This window comes from Dyella sp. 2HG41-7 (assembly GCF_021390675.1).
Classification (GTDB): Bacteria; Pseudomonadota; Gammaproteobacteria; order Xanthomonadales; family Rhodanobacteraceae; genus Dyella_B.
On sequence record NZ_JAJEJV010000004.1, the window covers coordinates 2,118,206 to 2,134,834 of the forward strand.

At 61.4% G+C, this 16,629-nt stretch carries 16 protein-coding genes; 9 read left to right on the forward strand and 7 right to left on the reverse strand.

Annotation, left to right across the window (positions count from 1 at the left end; translation table 11 throughout):
• Positions 1-6 precede the first annotated feature (6 nt).
• The 6 genes from L0U79_RS10855 to L0U79_RS10880 form a co-directional block, all read right to left on the reverse strand.
• Entirely contained in the window at positions 7-618 is a 612-nt protein-coding gene (locus tag L0U79_RS10855; protein ID WP_233842294.1) for a type II secretion system protein, read from the reverse strand.
• 13 nt (positions 619-631) lie between these two features.
• The gene (locus L0U79_RS10860) at positions 632-1,069 is read right to left on the reverse strand and encodes a hypothetical protein (protein WP_233842295.1); all 438 of its coding nucleotides are present in this window, start codon (positions 1,067-1,069) and stop codon (positions 632-634) included.
• Positions 1,066-1,629: a hypothetical protein gene (locus L0U79_RS10865; RefSeq protein ID WP_233842296.1), complete on the reverse strand. Its 564-nt coding sequence runs from the start codon at positions 1,627-1,629 to the stop codon at positions 1,066-1,068. The genes L0U79_RS10860 and L0U79_RS10865 overlap by 4 nt, the downstream gene beginning before the upstream one ends.
• A 185-nt stretch (positions 1,630-1,814) precedes the next feature.
• Entirely contained in the window at positions 1,815-3,347 is a 1,533-nt protein-coding gene (locus L0U79_RS10870) for a YadA-like family protein (protein WP_233842297.1), read from the reverse strand.
• A gap of 185 nt (positions 3,348-3,532) precedes the next feature.
• Positions 3,533-3,982, reverse strand: a complete 450-nt coding sequence (locus tag L0U79_RS10875) for a hypothetical protein (protein WP_233842298.1) — start codon at positions 3,980-3,982, stop codon at positions 3,533-3,535.
• 13 nt (positions 3,983-3,995) lie between these two features.
• Complete coding sequence (locus L0U79_RS10880; protein WP_233842299.1) at positions 3,996-4,589, reverse strand: hypothetical protein; 594 nt, start codon at positions 4,587-4,589, stop codon at positions 3,996-3,998.
• Between the two features lie 228 nt (positions 4,590-4,817).
• On the opposite strand from L0U79_RS10880, the gene L0U79_RS10885 reads away from it, so the two are divergent.
• The 5 genes from L0U79_RS10885 (at position 4,818) to L0U79_RS10905 (ending at position 12,753) form a co-directional block, all read left to right on the forward strand.
• On the forward strand, positions 4,818-5,159 hold the full coding sequence (locus tag L0U79_RS10885) for a helix-turn-helix transcriptional regulator (RefSeq protein WP_233842300.1): 342 nt from the start codon (positions 4,818-4,820) through the stop codon (positions 5,157-5,159).
• Positions 5,160-5,570: 411 nt separating this feature from the next.
• Complete coding sequence (locus L0U79_RS10890) at positions 5,571-5,927, forward strand: hypothetical protein (protein ID WP_233842301.1); 357 nt, start codon at positions 5,571-5,573, stop codon at positions 5,925-5,927.
• 55 nt (positions 5,928-5,982) lie between these two features.
• Complete coding sequence (locus tag L0U79_RS10895) at positions 5,983-10,881, forward strand: type ISP restriction/modification enzyme (protein ID WP_233842302.1); 4,899 nt, start codon at positions 5,983-5,985, stop codon at positions 10,879-10,881.
• A gap of 8 nt (positions 10,882-10,889) precedes the next feature.
• A complete protein-coding gene (locus L0U79_RS10900; protein ID WP_233842303.1) occupies positions 10,890-11,696 on the forward strand; it encodes an abortive infection family protein in 807 nt (268 codons plus the stop codon).
• Between the two features lie 217 nt (positions 11,697-11,913).
• Positions 11,914-12,753 carry a hypothetical protein gene (locus L0U79_RS10905; protein ID WP_233842304.1) on the forward strand — a complete coding sequence of 280 codons (840 nt, stop codon included), beginning with the start codon at positions 11,914-11,916 and terminating at the stop codon, positions 12,751-12,753.
• 34 nt (positions 12,754-12,787) lie between these two features.
• Here the strand turns inward: L0U79_RS10905 and L0U79_RS10910 are convergent, their stop codons facing one another.
• Positions 12,788-13,807: an SOS response-associated peptidase family protein gene (locus L0U79_RS10910; protein ID WP_233842305.1), complete on the reverse strand. Its 1,020-nt coding sequence runs from the start codon at positions 13,805-13,807 to the stop codon at positions 12,788-12,790.
• A gap of 75 nt (positions 13,808-13,882) precedes the next feature.
• Here L0U79_RS10910 and L0U79_RS10915 point away from each other — a divergent pair, with 75 nt between their 5' ends.
• From L0U79_RS10915 to L0U79_RS10930, 4 genes are all read left to right on the forward strand, one after another.
• Positions 13,883-14,227, forward strand: coding sequence for a hypothetical protein (locus L0U79_RS10915; protein ID WP_233842306.1), 345 nt, complete (start codon positions 13,883-13,885; stop codon positions 14,225-14,227).
• Between the two features lie 68 nt (positions 14,228-14,295).
• Complete coding sequence (gene umuD / locus L0U79_RS10920) at positions 14,296-14,883, forward strand: translesion error-prone DNA polymerase V autoproteolytic subunit (RefSeq protein WP_233842307.1); 588 nt, start codon at positions 14,296-14,298, stop codon at positions 14,881-14,883.
• Between the two features lie 55 nt (positions 14,884-14,938).
• Positions 14,939-15,310, forward strand: a complete 372-nt coding sequence (locus L0U79_RS10925; protein WP_233842308.1) for a hypothetical protein — start codon at positions 14,939-14,941, stop codon at positions 15,308-15,310.
• 1 nt (position 15,311) lies between these two features.
• A complete protein-coding gene (locus L0U79_RS10930) occupies positions 15,312-16,619 on the forward strand; it encodes a Y-family DNA polymerase (protein ID WP_233842309.1) in 1,308 nt (435 codons plus the stop codon).
• Positions 16,620-16,629 lie beyond the last annotated feature (10 nt).

A 16,629-nucleotide genomic window follows, 5' to 3' on the forward strand; every position in this document is an offset into this window, starting at 1 on the left:
CGGCCCTCAGTGCGCGAAGACAGAGAAGCCGAACGACGGGCCATCGGTGAACAAGGTGCCCGAGCACCAGGCCGTCACTTTCGTCATGTCCACTTTGCAGGGATTGGTCGTGGCGCACACCGATGCGCCGGTGTCCGTCGGACCCGGGCCAGCGGCCCAGATGTCGTCGTAGCCCTCGGCGGCAAACGCGCTCAGCATTTTTGTGCACGCCGCGCCGTCCGACGGCTCGTAATTCATGGTGATGTTGAACTGCTGATTGTTGAAACCCGGACCGATCAGGGCAGGCTGTCCCGTGGACGGATCAATCGCCTGGCCGCTCTGGTTCCAATCCGTCGGAAAAATGCCGGGGATGTATTGGCCGTTGGTGGGCAATGTGGAGTAGTCATGACTCATGCCCCACGGGCTCGTGCGGATATTCGCTGCGATGAGGTCCGTCTGGGCCACCACGCGGTCGGCATTGGCCGAACCGTTGGCGCCCGTGAACACAGTGAACACCACGGCGGCGGCGCCGATCACGATGGCAAACACCAGGATCACTTCGAGCAACCCGAAGGCACGCATGCGGCGTTTGAGCAGAGGTGGAAAAGTCACAGCAGGAGAGAGGGCAAGGGCAGACATGGCGGGGTCCGGGTCAGTGAGTGATGAGGTCCATCCCCACCTGATCGTGGGCATGGCAGGCGCGATCGAGCGCGGCGAGGTCGAGATGGCCAGAGCGGTAAACGGATCCGCCGACCGCGCTAGGGGAGGCATCGGCGATCCACACGTCCTGGAAGGCAGGCGCAATCGCGCGCACGTAGGCCATGCAGTCACCACTGGACAGGCCATCGATGTGCAGGCCGAAATTGCGGGTGGTGCGCGTGTCGGGGTAGGTGCCGGCAAAGGCCAGCAACGTGCCCCACGGCAACGCCACCGTTTGGCGCCCAGACCCCAGGTCGGCGTAATCGCCGCTCGGGTGTCCGACACGGATCTGCTCAGCCACCGACACGGTGACCTGGGCAGCGCGCGAGGTTTCATCGGCGAAGGCGGGAGCGCTGGCCATCACCAGCGCGGCAAGGATCAAGCGCTTCATGGCAGCACCCCTACACCATACGAACCCGGCCCACGCACATCCGTCTGCGCGGGCTGGGCTTCGAGTTGCACGTCGGCGCGAACGATCGAAAGACCATTGCGGCCGCGCACGAGCAACACACGATCACCTGGACGGAACGAGCCCTGATCGTCCGCCTCAACCACACTGGTCAATTGCGGATAAGGACGCCCGTTCATCTGATAGCGCTGAACGAAAATTTGGAGCGCGTGGTGGGGGCCGGACATGTTTCCGATGGTTTGTCCCGCGGCTCCCCCCATTGCCCCGCCAAGGACACCGCCCAACATGTGAGCGGTGAACGAGCTGGAGCCGCGGGACAAAGCGTAGCCACCTGCAGCGCCCACGGTGGCACCGATATACGTGCCCGGGTTGCTGCCGGTGTTTTTGATTTGCACGTCTCGCACAGCCACCACCGTGGCCAGCTCAGCGCTCTGTGCACTGAGCGCTGCACGCGAGTCGTAGACGTTCGCGCTGATGTTCTGGCCTGCCACCGCAGGGGTAGCCAGGGCCAACAGCAGCGCAGCGGAAAGCAGAGATTTCATGGGCGGGGCTCTCTCGGATGGGGGCGGGGACGAGAGCGCGCGTTTTCCTGGGCCCTCCGAAATGTTTTTGCAGAAAATCGCCGGTTGGCAAGAGCCCAACCGAAAAGAGAGATCGATGGGTCACAGAAGGGCTGAAACGAAGAAGGCCGCCCCGAAGAGCGGCCCTCTGTTTCAAGGCGAAGGGCTCACCAGCCGTAGCCGATGCCCACCCCGATGCTGCGTTCGCTGCCGGAAATGGCACCCTGGATGGACCAGGACACCCGCTGCGACTCGCTCACATGCCGGTAGCCAACGGCGATCGCGTTGTGGCCACCTTGGAAGCCCAGCCCTGCTGCAAAGCTGTTGGGGGTGTCGCGGTAGTTTGAGGCCAAGGCAGCCGAAGCGGCGGACGTGGCACCCACGCGCGCGATGCGATCGTTCAAGCCCTGGATCGCCTGGTCGGTGTAAGCCTTGGCCCAGTTCCGGTCGGACTGTTGCGCTGCGTAGAGCTGCCCACCATTGATGGCCTGCGACGATCCAGGTGCAATGGCACCGGGGGCCACGCCGTTGATCACGTTACCGCCGTTGTCCAGCCCTGCACCACTCAGCGTCACTGCGTTGGAGGTCGCAGGTGTGATCACCACACCCTCGCCGGAGACCACAGTGCTGGATCCACCGTTGGAAGCGGTGACGGTGGAAAACGTCGGCGTTGCGCTGGTGGACACCACCTGGTCGCCGTTCGCGTTCTGGCTCACCACGATGTTGGTGCCGGCCACCACGTTCGCACCAGAACCGGCTGGACCGGCTGGCCCCTGAGGACCGGCCGGACCCTGGCTGCCCGTGCCCGAGGGCTTGCTGTCCAGGTAGAGCAGGGCGCTGCCCACGTTGTTGAACGTGCCGCCCGAAAGCACGTAGTTCGGCGCAGTGAACACGCCGTTGTTGAGGCCTGCACCGGCGCCGAAGTAGCTCAGCCCCGTGTTGAGCTGGCCCACGTTCACAGCGTCGTTGCTCAGCACACCGGGCGCCACGTGTTGCAGCGTGTAGTCGTAACCCGGGCTGCCGAAGCTCACCGTGGCCGATTGGGTGCAGGTGGCACCGTTGCCGATTGCAGTGCAATCAGCGGCCTGGGCTGACGCAGCGAAACCCAAGGCCGCGCTGCCCGTGGCGCTCGAAAGCACGTAGGAACCCGTGCCGAGACTGATGGAATACTGGGCTTGGGCTTGGGCGTTGTTGCCGCCAGCAAGCGAATACTGACCCATGGCACGTGCACCGATGCCGAAGGCTGACCCGTAAGCGCCGGTGACAGTCGCGCCGGCACCAAAGGCCGAACCGTAGTCCGCCGTGACGGAACTGCCGGTGCCGAAGGCCGAGGACTGAACGTTCTGCGCTTGCGCGCCCCATCCCACAGCGGCAGCCCCCTGCTGGATGGCCTGCGACAGTGAGCCAATGGCGACTTGGCCACCGATGGGCTGGCCATTGGAATCCACGATCTGTCCGTTGCCTGCTTGGGCACTGTTGCCGAGCGCGATGGCTTGGCTCGATGTGGTCTGGGCACCGGAACCGGCAGCAAGCGACCAAAACCCGGACACGGTGGGCGTGTCGCCCACACCGGATCCGTTGGCGCAGAAATACCCGGAGCACAGGGTGGTTTGCGGTGCAGCGGTGGTTTGCGCGTGTAGGGCAGGTGTGGCCAAGGCGACCAGCACCAGCAGCGCAGGCAGAAAACGTCGAAGGTTCATGGGGCGGGGCTCTCGATTGGGGAAAGGGGACGAGAGCGGGAGGCCCTCTACCAGGTTTTCCCAAAAAATCGCTGCTTGGCAAGCCCCTGACGCGAAAAAAGAGGTCAAACGACCTCTGCGTGGATCGAAGGCCAAAAAAAGGGCCGCCCTGAGGCGGCCCAAATGCGTGCACGGTCATGCGGTGGTCAGAACTTGGTTCGTCCGGAGGATTGGCGGGCGCGGATCCGCTCGCGCTGGTGTTTCGTCGTCGCGTCCCGCTTCTCGATCCACGCCGGATCCTGTTGTGCTTCGGCATGGTGGGTGTTCACCAGCGTGCTCAGGTCGGTTGCGGCCCCTGCCGGCGGCGTCCAGTGCTGGCGCAGGTGCTGCATGGTGCGCCGGAACGCTTCGCTACCGTTGGCCCAGAAATGGATCAGCTCTTCGGCCTCGGATAGCGCGGCCCGCAATTGAACGCATTCGTCCTCTAAGTCATCGTTCTCGCGCTGAACCGCGCGGCGACGGGCGCCCTGCGTCGCCTCTTGGGACCGTTGGCGCTGGTGCATGAGGTCAACTTGAAGCCGGGTCATGCGGCTCGAATGCCGATTAACTTGATCAACTGTTTCTTCGTCTATGCGCGACGCAGTGGACATCTTCATTTCCCCCTTGGGTTTAGGGCGTGGCGGCCAACGCGTTGGGTTCGGCCTCGATCGCCTGCACATGGCTCCGGCCGTGCTGATAGAGCAGAGCTGTTGGGGTGACGAGATAGCTGGGCGCTGCAAAGTCCGTGTCAGAAAACACGTTGGGATCCTGGCCGTGCATCGTCACCAAGATGCCGCTGTCCGGGGTGAGGCCATCCACTTCATCGTGCGGATCGTCCATCGCGGCAAAAATCACCTTGTCCGTGTTGCTCATCGTGAAGCCACCCTTTTTGCCGGGGCCGTGGATGCTCTCACCGGTCGCCGTCATGCCCTCGGGCAACGCGTGGGCGATGCAGCCCAGGTGCGACCGGTTGGAACCCAGCTCGATGCCGTAGCGGCCCTGGCCGTCGGTGCCGATCAGACCGCACGCTTGGTAGCCGGTGTGGGTCGCGTAGTCGCGGAGCTGGGGCGCGATGCGCAGGAGGAACGCGTGTTCGCTCTCACCGGGCTGGCTGACGAGCGTGGCCAAGTGAGTCACGGGGAGGTGGGCGGCGTCGGGGGAAGCGAGGGCGGACGACGCGACGAAGGAGAGCGCCAGGGCGGCGAGGGTGAGGATGGTCTTCATGGTGGACCCCTGTTTCGGATGCGCTGCTCCGTCACCAGCCCCACCGGCAGCGCACGCTGGGGCGGCCAAAACCGTGGCCTGGGGCTCATCTTGCGCCCGTTCTGGCCAGAATACCTGAACATCAGGTGTCGATGTGGCTTGAAAACGGCCTTTGGACGGCGTATCCACCTGAGCATCAGGTCATGGAGTGGCGCGCATATTGTGTGAGACCGCAGAAGAAGGGCGGTCATGGCCAACCCAGCCAACAGCACGAAGTCGATTGATCAGCGCGAATACGAGGTCGTGTGCCGGCTGCTGCGTGCTTTGCGCACGCGGGCCAAGCTCAGTCAGAAGGAGCTGGGGGAGCGCCTCAATCGGCCCCAGACCTATGTGAGTGACGTGGAACTGGCGGGGCGCCGGCTGGACGCATTGCAGCTCCGAGCCTTCGCCCAAGCCTGCGGATCCAGCTTCACAGAATTTGCCCGGCGCCTGGACGAGGCCCTGGAAGTGATGCCACCCCCGCTGGCCAAGAAGGTGGCCAAGAAGGTGGCCAAGAAGGCCCCCAAGAAAACGCCACCTCGGGGTGAGTGAGGTGGCGGTCGGGCGTCGGTCATCCGTGATGCAGCGGGGCCCCACTGCGGACGCCAAGGACTTCCCGGCCCCTCATTCTTGCGCCCGCTCCCGGTCGGATTCAAGCCTGTCCCCCACCTGATCATCGGGTTTATGCTCGCCGGGTCAGCAGGAGATGACATGCAGCCAAGCGAGCAAGGGCGCCGACGCTATCCGCCGGACGGGATTTTTCGGGAGGCAAAGGAGGTGGGCCCCGTGGCGTGCCGATGTAACGACGCGTGCCGGAACCCCTGCCAGGGCGAGTGCGGGTGCATCGCGTGCGCCGTGCGGTTTTGCACTGAGCAGTCCAAGGACCTGGGCATCGACGGCTGATGCCTTGCGAACGGGCGAAGCTGGCCTAGGGTCTGGGGATCGCCCTGCTCGGATCTTCTGATGCTCACCCTCGATCGCCGGATCCAATCCTTGCTTGTTGTCCTGACGGCCTACTCCCTGTTGATCGGACTGATGATCACGGCCCCGCAGAACGCCCTGGGCTTTTGGCCCGGGCTGTTGGCCGGCGTCATCGGGTGTGTCCTCTGGCGCGACCTGCGGACACCCCCAACACTCCAACAAACCCGTCATCGTCTGCGGGTGGCCGGATCTCTCCTGGTCTTGGGGTTGACCCTGGTCCTGGCGCCACAGCGGGACATTCCCATCGCTGCCGCCCCCTTGGGCGTGCTCATGGCGATCACCGGGGCGTTGATCCTGGATCGGCGTGGGTTGAGCCGCTCCTCAAGCATGCCAAAATGAAGGGGACAGGCTGCCAAGAGGGCGGCCTAAGTCTTTGATGGAGAATGATGTTCCGATGAGCGCCCTGCATGACTTGCTCGACACCTACCGACATGCCGCCGTCACCGAGCGGGAAAAGGGCACCTACTTCGAGGAACTGATCTGCGCTTACCTGCGCCATGAGGCCACCTACCAAGACCTCTATGAGCAGGTGTGGACCTATGCGGAGTGGGCGAGGGAACAGGGCATGGACGCGCGGGACACCGGCATTGACCTGGTGGCCAGGACTCGGGGAACCGGCGAGTTCCACGCCATCCAGTGCAAGTTCTACGCAGAGGACTACAAGGTCCAGAAGTCGGACATCGACAGCTTTTTCAATGCATCGAGCAAAAAGACCTTTGCCCATCGAATCATTGTCAGCACCACCAACAACTGGTCTGACCACGCCGAAGACGCCTTGGTCGATAAGCAGCCGCCCGTCAGCAAGATTGACCTGTTCGCGCTCGAAAACAGCCAGATCGACTGGGCACGATTCAAAGCCCTCCACAAGGTCGAACTGAAACCCAAGAAGCGTCTGCTCGATCACCAGGACAGTGCGGTGCGTGCGGTGATGCAGGGCCTGGCCACCGCGGATCGCGGCAAGATGATCATGGCCTGTGGCACGGGCAAGACCTTCACGAGCCTGAAAATTGCCGAGCGCATGGCCGGGCGGGGCAAACGCGTCCTGTTCCTGGTCCCCAGCTTGTCCCTGTTGTCCCAGACCCTCACGGAATGGACTCAGGAGAGCGAAACACCCCTTCACAGTTTCGCGGTGTGCTCCGACAGCGATGTGGGGAAGAAAAAGCGCCGCAAGGAAGACGACGAGGTCCAAACCTTCGTCCACGAACTGCGCTACCCGGCCACCACGGATGCCCGGCGCTTGGCTCAGGCCATGAAGGCTCGACATGACAACGAGCACATGAGCGTGGTGTTCAGCACCTACCACTCCATCGACGTCATCCACGACGCGCAAGCGAACTTCGGGATGGCGGACTTCGACCTGATCATTTGCGACGAGGCGCACCGCACCACAGGCTTCACCTTCGCCGATGACGACAATGAAAGTCATTTTGTGAAGGTGCACGATGCGGCCTTCATCAAGAGCGAGCGACGCCTCTACATGACCGCCACCCCGCGTATTTACGCGGACAGCGCCAAAGCCACCGCCGAGCGGGACCATGTGGCCCTGTGCTCGATGGACGACGAGACGCTGTATGGCAAGCAGCTTTACCTGATCACCTTTTCCGAAGCGGTGAAACGCGAGTTGTTGGTGGACTACAAGGTCCTGGTGCTGGCCGTGGAAGAAAGCCACGTCAACCGTCGCCTGCAATCCTTGCTTGCCGGCGACGACAACCACATCAAGGTGGATGACGCCGCCAAGATCATCGGTTGCTGGAAAGCCCTGGCCAAGCAGGGCTTGACCGAAGACCTTTTGGGCGATGACGCCCCCATGCAGCGTGCGGTCGCTTTCTGCCAAGTGATTGAAATCGCCAAGGGGGCCAAAGCCCACAAGGTCAGCTCCAAGAACATCGCGGACATGTTCAAGGCGGTGGTGGACGCCTACCAGGAAGCCGAGGACATTGAGCCCGCTTCACGCCTGTCCTGTGAGGCCCGGCATGTGGATGGGGGCATGAATGCGGGCACCAAGGAGGAGAAACTCGACTGGCTCAAGGCCCAAGTGCCCGAGGGCACCTGTCGCGTGCTCTCCAACGTCCGCTGTCTCTCCGAGGGCGTGGACGTGCCCGCCCTGGATGCGGTGCTGTTCCTGACCCCCCGCAATTCGCAGGTGGATGTGGTCCAGTCCGTGGGGCGCGTGATGCGCAAAGCCCCGGGCAAAAAGCGTGGCTACGTCATCCTGCCTGTGGTGATTCCGGCTGGGGTGGAACCGCACGAGGCCCTGAACGACAACAAGACCTATGCCGTCGTGTGGCAAGTCTTGCAAGCCCTGCGATCGCACGATGACCGCTTCGACGCCATGGTCAACAAGCTGGACCTGATTGGCCAAGACACGAAGAAGATGGAGGTCATCGCCATCAGCGACAAGGTGCAGCGCAAACCCGCGCATGCCAAAGCGGGAAAATCGAACCAGGCTGCCGGGCGGGGCCAGTTCGGAATTGGCGCCCCGCAACGCAATCATGGTGAGAAGCCCGATCAGGGCCAGTTGGCATTTGAGATCGGGGAAATCGAGAAAGCTATCTACGCCAAGGTGGTGAAGAAGTGCGGCAATCGGCGCCACTGGGAAGAGTGGGCCAAGGACATTGCCAAAATTGCACGCACGCACATCGATCGCATCCACGCGATCATTGAAGATCCGAATCACGCCAACGAGCGGGCGGCCTTCGACGCATTTGCGGCTGAGTTGCGGGATGACCTCAACGACAACATCACCGACGACGAAATTGTGGAGATGCTGGCCCAGCATCTGATCACCAAACCCGTCTTCGACGCGTTGTTCGCGGATTACAGCTTCGCCCAACACAATCCGATGAGCCAGGCGATGCAGGGTGTGCTGGATGTCCTGCAGGAGCACCGGCTGGATAAGGAAGCCGACACGCTCGAACTTTTCTACGAGAGTGTGCGCGAACGGGCTCGGGACATCGACAATGCGGCCGGCAAGCAGAAGATCGTCGTGGAGCTCTACGACAAATTCTTCGCCACCGCCTTTCCGAAACTCCGCGACAAGCTGGGCATCGTCTACACCCCGGTGCCGGTGGTGGACTTCATCATCCACAGCGTCGCGCATTTGTTGCAGACCGAATTTGGGCAGTCGCTTGGCGATAAGAATGTCCATATTCTCGATCCCTTCACCGGAACGGGAACGTTCATCACGCGACTCTTGCAAAGTGGCCTGATCGCCCCGGAACAACTCCCCTACAAATACAAGAATGAGATCCACGCCAATGAGCTCGTGCTGTTGGCCTACTACATCGCGGCCATCAACATCGAGGCGGTGTATCACGGCTTGGTGGGCGGCCACTACGAGCCCTTTGAGGGAATCTGCCTGACTGACACCTTCCAGATGTATGAGAAGGAGGATTTGGTCGATCAGATCCTGGTGGACAACAGCAAGCGCCGAAAGCGCCAGAAGGGGCTGGACATTCGAGTCATCCTCGGCAACCCGCCCTATGCGGTTGGGCAAGAGGACGCGAACGAAAACAACCAGAACGTGGACTACCCGTATCTGAACCATCGCATTGAAGCGACCTATGCGGCCCGCTCCAATGCAACGAACCTCAGAAACCTTTACGACAGCTACATTCGGGCGATCCGATGGGCGAGTGATCGCATCGGGAATGCAGGGGTCATTGGGTTTGTGACCAACGGTGGATTTCTGGAGGCCGGCACGGCAGACGGCATGCGTCGGTGCCTCGCGGAAGAGTTTTCGAGCCTCCACATTTTCAATCTCCGGGGCAACCAGCGGACCATCGGCGAAGTGTCGCGCCGGGAGGGCGGAAAGATTTTTGAGGGCGGCAGTCGCGCCCCCATCGCCATCTCGTTGCTGGTCAAGAATCCGGCCAAGTCGGAGCGGGGCGCCATCCACTATCACGACATTGGTGATTACCTGACGCGTGACGAAAAGCTGGAGCGAATTGCGGGGTTTCAAAGCATCGCGGGGATCCAGGAGTGGCAGACCATCCAACCCGACGCCCATGGCGATTGGCTCCGTCAGCGGGACGCTGGCTTCGAGCAGTTCATCTCGATGGGGGACAAGAAGGGTGGTGGCGATCGCCTGTTTGAAAACTTCTCCCAGGGTGTGACCACCGCCCGGGATGCGTGGTGCTACAACTCAAGCAAGGCCACACTGACCCGGAACATGCAGAGCTTCATCGAGTTCTACGACGAACAAGTGACTCATTTTGAGAACGCCTGCGCGGGCCTGGGTCGCAAGGAGCGCGAAGAGCGTCTTGAACACCTGATTGAGACGGACCGAACCAAGATCAGTTGGACGCGAGGCCTGAAAAAGGAGCTGATCAAGGGCAAGCGGTTTGAGTTTTCGGATGAGGCCTTGGTGAAGAGCGTGTATCGACCCTTCGCCAAGCGCTGGCTGTATTTCGACCGCAGGTTCAATGAGTATGTCTATCAGTTGCCGCGCCTGTTTCCCCATGCGGAGGCCGAAAACAAGGTCATCATGGTGAAGCAACGCTGGAATGGCGTGGGGCAGTTTGCCTTGATGGTGGATGCGATCCCCGAGTTCCAGACGGACGGGGGAACCCAGTGCTTCCCGCTCTATCTCTACGGGAAAAGCGAGGAGACAGAGGGCGAGGAGGGCCTCTTCACGGCGGGGCAAGACGCCCCGGCGGAGGTGCGACAAGACGCCATCACGGACGCAGGATTGGCCCATTTCCAGGCGGCCTATCCTGGTGAGGCCATCACCAAGGAAGACATCTTCTATTACGTCTACGGGCTGCTCCATGCCCCGGACTATCAGGAACGGTTCGCGGACAACCTGGCCAAGGAGTTGCCGCGCGTGCCCTGCGTCAAGGCGATCGCCGATTTCCGGTTCATCGTCCAGGCGGGTCGCGGCTTGGCGGAGCTGCATCTGAACTACGAAAATGTCCAACTCTTTCCGGCGAAGATCGAGGCCGTCGGCGGCAAGTTGAAGGATGAGGACTATCGCGTTGAAAAAATGAAGATCCCGAAGAAGGGTAAGGGGAAGGACCTGACCACCTTGGTCTACAACACCAAGATCACGGTGACCGGCATTCCTTCGGAAGCCTATGACTACGTGGTCAACGGCAAGCCGGCGCTGCAATGGGTGATCGAACAGCAATGCGTCGATCCCGATAAGCCCACCGGCATCGTCAATGACGCCAACGACTGGGCCGAGGAGACCATGGACAATCCGCGCTATCCGCTGGACCTGTTCCTCAGGATGGTCACCGTGAGCATGGAGTCCATGAAGATCGTGCGCTCCCTTCCTAACTTGGATATTTGAAGGCGTCCATGTCTGACTTGACCCCCAAAGAGCGGCGAGCGTTGGAGGCATTTCTGGGCATGGGCTCCGGCTATGTGCTGAATTTCAGTGATCGGACCTATGCGCGGTTTTTTGCCGAAGAAGTGGATCGTGACATCGACGATCCACGCTTCCGAATCCAGAGCGGTTCCAAAGCGTGGCGCATGCGCGCCTTTTGGGATCAGGAGGACAACTGGGTCGTGGCCAAGTGTCTCACGGCGCTCCTCGATTTGGCCCGAGAGGATGGGTGGCCAGCGATCACCGACGAAAAGCTGGTGGCCGGCTACCAGGCGGTGCTCACCCGCATTTCCGCCGGTCAGCCCGTCGCGGACCTGGCCGCCATTGCCGCCGAACCCGATGACCGGGATTTTGAAGCCGTGGCGAAGGCTGCACGCGAAGCCATCGAGAAGAACCAGCCCGAAGCCGGCCTCGATCGCCTGCACACCTTCGTCGTGAAATTCTTCCGGAAGCTTTGCGATGACCACGACTTGAAGTTGGATCGCAACGTGCCGTTGAACGGCTTGGTCGGCGCTTACGTGAAGGTGCTGAAAGAGCAGAACAAGATCGGCTCCGACATGGCCGAGCGCATCCTGAAATCGAGCATCGCGCACTTCGAGGCCTTCAACCACGTGCGGAACAACCACTCCATGGCGCACGACAACACCATTCTGGGCTACGACGAGGCCTTGCTGATTTACAGCCACGTGGCCAGCACCGTGCGTTTCATCAAAGCCTTGGAGGCACGTTGGCCAAGGGGGCCGGACCCCGTTTCTCCGGCGAACTTGACGCGCTTCTGATGGCTTGCCGGACCAATCTCAACCTCTGAGAGTTGACGCACGTAGCCTTGCGTTGAACGGCGCCCACAGGGGGCGCCGCCATCAGGAGCTCGACATGTTCAAGGTTATCGGTGCCGTTGTGGTGTATGGATTTGCGTTGCTGGGTCTGGCCAAATATCTGGAAAGCACTCATTCGAACGTGTGATGGGGCGTGTTGAAAACAGGGGAATGCAGGCAGATGGAACAGTTGAGCTTGTTGATCACGGTTGTCCCCGACGCCGTGGTTGAAGTTGAAAAGCAGATGGGGACACCAAAGAACGAAAGCGAAGAAGCTCCCTTCCTGCAAAAGGTTCAAAGCCTCGCAGTGGACTACGCCAAGTTCTCTTGGCAAATGAGCGTTTTTGGTCTAGGAGGGCTGGCCATTCGTTCCATCATGGAGGCACGCAGGCGTGCAAAATCCGAAGGACTGGATGTGCAGATGGTGGGTTCCGGCGTGGCCAAGGATCTGCTGTTCCCGCCTGGTCATCCGCGGGCGAAAGTCGTCTACATGCAGCATCCCGCCAATCAACGCTTGTATTACCCGGTGGCGTCCTTTCACAGGCATGTGTTTGAACACAAGTTCAGTGAAGCCCTCCTGCTTCTGGGCGCGCTCGGCGCGAACACCATCAATGTTCAGCACGTGAAGGGGTGGTCACGAGAGTTTGCCGGCGAGTTGTCCGTTCCCATTCCACCCAGTGCGGGCACGGGGCAAGCGGGGGGCTCGGTCGGCACACAAGCACGCACCGGTGAAAACCTGCTGTTCCATGCCTCACTTCGCGGAAGCAACGCGGCGGCCATGATCGACAATCCAGTGTGGTTTCCCCATGAGCCGACTTGGCAAGCCGTGGCCAAGTTGAGATTGGACCATGGCTTGGATGTGTTTTCGCTCACCGTGAACTACGAGGACGACTTTCAGGTCAACGCCCACCTGACCGCCGCCATCGAAGGGGCTGGCTTTCAGGTAGGGGGCAAGTTCGAAAACCACCAGTCCACGGTGTGGACCATGAGCGGCGAGTTCGGCGCGCGGCGCAAGGATTGAACCCGGGCGGTGCGGTGGCCGATGGCCGCCTGGGTCATGACGACCCGGGTGGCGGCTCTTCACCCTCTGCATCAAATCCCTTCTGCACAATCTGGTGCTGGTAGAACGCACCAATCGGGTCTTCCAAGATCGCATATTGCGCCCCGAGGTTCTTGGGATCGGGATCCAGCCACGCGTCCAGGTTCTTCGGCTTCAACGGGATCACACACCGGTTGTGGCCGGCCGCCAAGACCTCCGGGGGCGGTTCGCGGGTCACCGCAGCGAAGGTGAAATAACCCCCTTCGTCGCCTTCCGGCTCGACATACCGATACAGGCACGCCAGCAGCATCTCTTGCTCGGGTTCCGGGCTGAAAACAATCTCAATGTTTTGCTCTTTCTCGCCCGGCGCCAGCGCACGTTGCTGGTTGTCGTGAAGCAAGACGGACTCATAGAACCGCCGCGCCACGACCACCGCATGGAAGTGCCCGAAGATCCCGCGCCACGCGGTTTTCAGTGAATCCATTCGCGCGTTATACGTGCCAGGTTTCAGGCGTTCGTCCTTTTCCGTCCACCCCACCAACCGGCATCGGTAGCGCGCCGGCACGATCCGGCGTTCCCCCGTGGCGGGATCGCGGATCAGGATGGGGCAATAGTGCCCCGGCCAGATCCGGGTGAACCCATCGTGTTGCGCCGCTGCCTCATGCGCCTGCGCCATGCGCGCATTCGCCTCATCAATCTTCTTCTGAGCGATCCGCGCCTCGTTCTCCGCCGTTTTCGTGGGCATCTTGGCCAGTTTTTGCTGGGCCTTGATCAGGCGCTCGGTTTGCTCCACCACAATTTCTTCGTAGTGCAAAATCACATCACGATAGGCCTGGACCACCGCGGCCTTGACGTCCTGTTCGTCCTGGCCCACGGCCTGGTCGAAGGCATCACGCACGGCCTTGGGCACCAGCTTCGTGAACGTGCCTTTTTTGCCCTGGTGGAAAAACAGATCGACAAAGGCTTTCAGATCCAGCGTGCCGCCGTAGCGTTGGTATTTGCGAAAATCCGAATAAACCTCAGCGGAATAGCACATGGGAGCTTGGGCAGAGGATGGGGTTGGAATTAGCCTACACCGACCGATCTCAGGTTCCGCGACGGAGGGTGGGGCATGTTGACGAACGAACAGTCGGACCGCGTGGGAAGACTGGATGCGACGGATCCGGCGGCCAAGCTCATCAAGACAGCGTTGCTGCTGGCCATGGACACGAACAGCTATTCACCCCTATTGACCCCGGAGGTCCAGGCGGCGGTGAGGGACGCGGCCAAAAATGCGAAACAGGCTCAGCAAAACGATCCCGAGTCCGAGGGACTCCTTGACCTGATCGCCAAGGGGCAGGAGCCAAGGACAGTGAAATTGGACGATCTGATTTGGGTGATGGAACTGGCCCAGAAAGCCACCTTGGCAAACTCCCAGCCGCCTGCGGAGTCCGAACCGGACAGGAAATGGCTGTGAGGTCTCTCAGCTCCTGAGACCGGCCCGGTGGTAAACTTGAATTCTGCACAAAATTCAAGTTTACGCCCATGCCTCCCTCCCAACACGGCGGTGCCCGCCCCGGCGCAGGCCGCAAACCCGGCGGTCCCTTTGGCGAGCAAACCCAGCAAATCCGGGTCCCGCTCTCTCAGGTTGAGACCGTCGTGGCGTTCCTCGACGCTTACCGGCAGGACACCACGGCGGAGCATCCTCAGCCGGTCGCCATCGCGCCTGATCTGAACCTGGTGGCGTTTGTCAGCCGGGTGCCGTGTGGGTTTCCGAGCCCTGCCCAGGATTACGAAGAGCACCTGGATCTTGGGGCTGAGATGGTCATTCCCGGGCATGAGGCGAGCACCTTTATCTTGCAGGTGCGGGGCTGGTCCATGCATGGCGCCGGAATCTTCGATGGCGACCGTGTGGTGGTGGATCGGGCGCTCCATCCCATTCGGGGCGATGTCGTGGTGGCGATCGTGAATAACGATTTGACGATCAAGACTCTGGGTGAGGAGGACGGTAAACCCGTCCTCATCCCCGAGAACAGCCACTTTCCCAAAATTACGTTCGATGAAGGCGATGAACTCGTGGTCTGGGGTGTCGTGACCCACTGCCTGAAATCCTTCAAACGCGGACGACGATGACACGCGTTTTTGGCGGGCATAAATAAGTGGGTCATACAACCAAAAGGAACATCCCATGACATACCAATACCCAACCTACGATCGCCAGAAGCTCTACAACGCCGTCCACGGCAAGGACACCTACACCTTCACCTTGGGCACGGCCGACCTGGAAGACCTGGGCGTCAAGCTGCCCAACGATCAAGCCCAGATCCGTGACGGTGGCCGCTTCGATCTGACGCCCTGGCGCAAGAACCCGCCACGTCCGTCCTTGCTCAACACCGGTCTGACGCCACGCGAAATCCTGTTGGACGCCAGCCAAGTGGCGGGTCACCTTTTCCTGCAACTGGAACCCAGCGGCGGGCCGAATGGCATGGGCGAAATCTCGGCCACGTATAACCCGATGGAAACGCCGACGCTGCGCGTGGTGCACGTGGAGCCGGTGTGACATGGAACCCCCAGAACGAAGGTGCCTGGCGCTGGTGGACGTCAACAACTGCTACGTGAGTTGTGAACGTCTGATGCGCCCGGATCTGGAACGCACCCCGATGGTTATCTTGTCGAACAACGACGGGGTCTGCGTCAGCCGCAGTGCCGAGGTGAAGGCATTGGGCAGCGTCCCGATGGGGACGCCTTGGCACAAGATGAAAAACCTGGCGCGGCAACACGGCATCTTGGCGATGTCCAGCAACTACGAACTCTACGGCGACATGTCCCGTCGATTTCATGGGTTGCTGGCGACTTGGGTGCCGCCGCATTGCCAGGAGATTTACAGCATCGATGAGAGCTTCCTGGACTTCGGTGGCCAGAGGATCGACCGCACCGCCACTGGTCACGCGATCAAGCGCCAAGTGCAACAGTGGCTGGGATTGCCCGTGTGCGTGGGCTTCGGCGGGAGCACGAAGACCCTCGCCAAGTTTGCCAATCACGTGGCGAAGAAACGCCCCGAATGGCAGGGCGTGTGCGACCTCACCGCGCTGAGCGCGGAGGAGCGACTGGCTCTGCTGGATCAGTTCGAGGCCAAGGATGTGTGGGGCATCGGGCGGCGCTTGTCCGAACAATTGAAAGAGCACGGCATCCACACCGCGGGCGACCTCGCGCGGTGCGATCCCAAGCGCGCCCGTGAGCGGTGGGGCGTGGTCATGGAACGCACCATCAACGAGCTCAATGGCGTGTCCTGCATCGCCTGGGAAGACGAGCCACCCACAAAGCAGCAGATCATTTCCTCCCGATCGTTCGGTGGTCCGGTCTATACCGTGGACGAGTTGGCCGATCCCGTGCGCATGCACGTGGGCCGCGCGGCAGAGAAACTCCGCGCGCAAGGCTCCGTGGCGGGGCGCCTGGGCGTGTTCATCACGACCAACGCCTTCCGCCCGCAAGACCCCCAATACTCACCCATCCGCACCATCCGGCTGGCCGTGCCCACGGACGACACCGCCACGCTGACGGTGTGGGCCGTGCAGATCCTCAAATCCATCTTCCGGCCTTATCGCTTCGTCAAGGCTGGTGTGATGCTCGATGACTTGCGACCAAAGAGTGTGATGCAAGGGTCACTCTTCGATGCGCTGCCATCGGAGCAGGACATGAAGCGCGAGAAGCTGATGGGCGTGATGGATAAAGCCAACGGCAAATGGGGGCGGGGCTCCTTGGGCATCGGCTCGGCCGGCGTGAAAGGCGAGCGCGATTGGTCGATGCAACGCGGGATGCTGTCGCCCCGTTACACGACCCGCTGGAACGAGCTGCGCGAAATCAGTTGAAGCAGAAACA